The organism is Methylobacterium sp. WL103 (assembly GCF_008039885.1).
Classification (GTDB): Bacteria; Pseudomonadota; Alphaproteobacteria; order Rhizobiales; family Beijerinckiaceae; genus Methylobacterium; species Methylobacterium cerastii.
Genome location: NZ_VRUX01000568.1, coordinates 1 through 2,667 on the forward strand (window position 1 = coordinate 1; position 2,667 = coordinate 2,667).

Sequence of the window (2,667 nt, forward strand, 5' to 3'; positions counted from 1 at the left end):
ATGCGGGCGGGGCCGCGCTGGAAGCGCAGGCGCTTCAGTCGGCGCGGGTCGGCGTCGAGCACCTCGAACTCGAGGTCGCCCGGGCCGGTGATGAGCTCGCCGCGCGAGGGCACGCGGCCGGCCAGCGTCACGATCATGCCGCCGATCGTGTCGATCTCCTCGGCCATCTCGCCCACCGCCGCGACGAGGTCGACGCCGGTGGCCTCGGACACCTCGGCGAGCGGCGCGCGGGCGTCGGCCACGAACACCTCGGCCTCGCCCTCCAGGCGCTGCACCAGGCGGCCCTCCACCACGTCGTGCTCGTCCTCGATGTCGCCGACGACCATCTCGATCAGGTCCTCGATCGAGATCAGCCCATCGGTGCCGCCGTACTCGTCGATGACGAGCGCCATGTGGGTGCGGGTGGCCTGCATCCGCACCAGCAGGTCGATCGCCGGCATCGAGGGCGGCACGAACAGGACCGGCCGCTGGATCCGGGTGGAGGCGAGCGTCGCGGTGAGGTCGACGTTGCCGAGGTTGAGCGTGCGGAGCGCCCGGCCCGGCGACTTGCGCACCCGCGGGGCGGGCTTGGGCGCGTCGACGGGCTCCTCGCCCGCAACGGGTTGCACAACGCCGTTCGTTTGAGCGGTGCTCCGGCGCGGGGCGGCCTCGGCGCGCGCCGCGATGTGATCGACGAAGTCGCGGATGTGGACCATGCCGCGCGGGTCGTCGAGCGTCTCGCCGTAGACCGGCAGGCGGGAATGGCCTGCGGTGCGGAACAGCTTGAGCAGGTCGCCGAGGCCGGTCTCGACCGAGACCGCGACGATATCGGCCCGCGGGATCATCACGTCGTCGACGCGCACCTTGTGCAGCCCGAGCACGTTCTTGAGCATGGCGCGCTCGAGCGGCGAGAACGCGTTCTCGCCCGAATCAGGCTCGGCCAGGGCGTCTTCGATGTCGCCGCGCAGGGAATCGCGCGGTTTCAGGTGCAGCACCTGGAGGAGACGGTCGTACCAGGGCTCGCGCGCACCCGATTCCGCCTCGTTGGAACTGAGCGCGGCCTGGGCCGCGCCGCGACTTCGATCGTGGGTCATGTCTCTCGTGTCTGGGATCGTTTGGGGCGTCGCCGCTCAGCCGGCCACGGGTTCCGCGTAAGGGTCCGGCACGCCGAGGGTCGCGAGCGCCGCGACCTCCAGGGCCTCCATGGCGTCGGCGTCCGCGTCGCCGGTCTCGTGGTCCTGGCCGAGCAGGTGGAGGGTGCCATGGACCAGGAGGTGCGCGATGTGGTGGGCGAGCGGCTTCGACTGCTCGGCACTTTCGCGCACCAACGTGTCGTACGCAAGAACGACGTCGCCGAGCGGCCGCGCGAGGCCGGGTTGCGCCGGCTGCGGGGCAGCCGGAAACGACAGCACGTTGGTGGGCATGTCCTTGCCCCGCCAGGTCCGGTTGAGGTCCTGCACGGTCGCGTCGTCGGCGAGCAGGACGCTGACCTCGACCGGGCCGGCGGGCGAATCGGGCGCCGCCGCGAGTCCGGCCTCGACGACGCGGATCACGAAGGCCTCGAGCCCGGGGACCGCGTCGTCCCAGCGCGCGTCCTCGACCGCGACGTCGATCTCGTGCGGCATCACGCGAGCGGCCGGCGGCGCGGATTCGGGTTGCGGTCGGCATCCGCCTCGCCGTGGGCCGCGCCCTCGTAGGCGGTGACGATGCGGCGCACGAGGTCGTGGCGGACCACGTCCACGTCGCGGAAGGTGATGCGGCCGATGCCTTCGACGCCGTCGAGCACCTTCACCGCCTCCACGAGACCCGACTTCTGCCCCGGCGGCAGGTCGACCTGGCTCGGATCGCCGGTGACGATCATCCGGGAGTTCTCGCCGAGCCGGGTCAGGAACATCTTCATCTGCATCGAAGTGGTGTTCTGCGCCTCGTCGAGCAGCACGATCGCGTTGGTGAGCGTGCGCCCGCGCATGAAGGCCAGCGGCGCGATCTCGATCACCCCGGTCTGCAGGCCGCGATCGACGTGGCGCGCCTCCATGAAGTCGTAGAGCGCGTCGTAGATCGGGCGGAGATAGGGATCGACCTTGTCGCGCATGTCGCCGGGGAGGAACCCGAGGCGCTCGCCGGCCTCGACCGCAGGGCGCGAGAGGATCAGCCGCTCGGCGTGCCCCTGCTCCAGCAGCGAGACCGCGTGGCCGACCGCGAGCCAGGTCTTGCCGGTGCCGGCCGGCCCCTCGGCGAAGACGAGCTCGTTGGCGCGCAGGGCCTTGATGTAGGCGTCCTGCGCGGCGTTCCGGGCGCGGACCGCGCCGCGCTTGCGCGTGGCGATCTGCTCGAAATGCGGCCGGTCGGGCTCGGCGGCGACCACGGCCGCCGGAAACAGCTGGCCCTGGACGGTGGCCTCCTGGATCGCGCCGTCTACGTCGCCGAGCGTCAGGGTGCCGCCGCCGGTCCGCACCCGGGCGTAGAGCTTCTCGAACACCCGGCGGGCGCGCTCGGTGGCGTCGGCCGAGCCCTTGAGCACGAGGTGGTTGCCGAGCGCGGTGGCCGTCACCTCCAGCCGCCGCTCGACATGCGCGACGTTCTGGTCGTACTGGCCGAAGACGAGACTCGCGAGGCGGTTGTCGTCGAAGGTCAGCGCGACCTCGACCGGCTCGTCGTGGACAGCGCCGGGGCCGACCGGCCGCGCGG

General features: G+C 72.1%; 3 protein-coding genes. All 3 read right to left on the minus strand.

What is annotated here, in order from left to right:
* Positions 1–1,073: hemolysin family protein (locus tag FV222_RS22410; RefSeq protein ID WP_147815676.1), on the minus strand; the 1,073-nt coding region annotated here is incomplete at its 3' end.
* A gap of 36 nt (positions 1,074–1,109) precedes the next feature.
* On the minus strand, positions 1,110–1,604 hold the full coding sequence (gene ybeY / locus FV222_RS22415) for an rRNA maturation RNase YbeY (RefSeq protein WP_187273671.1): 495 nt from the start codon (positions 1,602–1,604) through the stop codon (positions 1,110–1,112).
* Positions 1,604–2,614, minus strand: coding sequence for a PhoH family protein (locus FV222_RS22420; RefSeq protein ID WP_147815677.1), 1,011 nt, complete (start codon positions 2,612–2,614; stop codon positions 1,604–1,606). The genes ybeY and FV222_RS22420 overlap by 1 nt, the downstream gene beginning before the upstream one ends.
* Positions 2,615–2,667 lie beyond the last annotated feature (53 nt).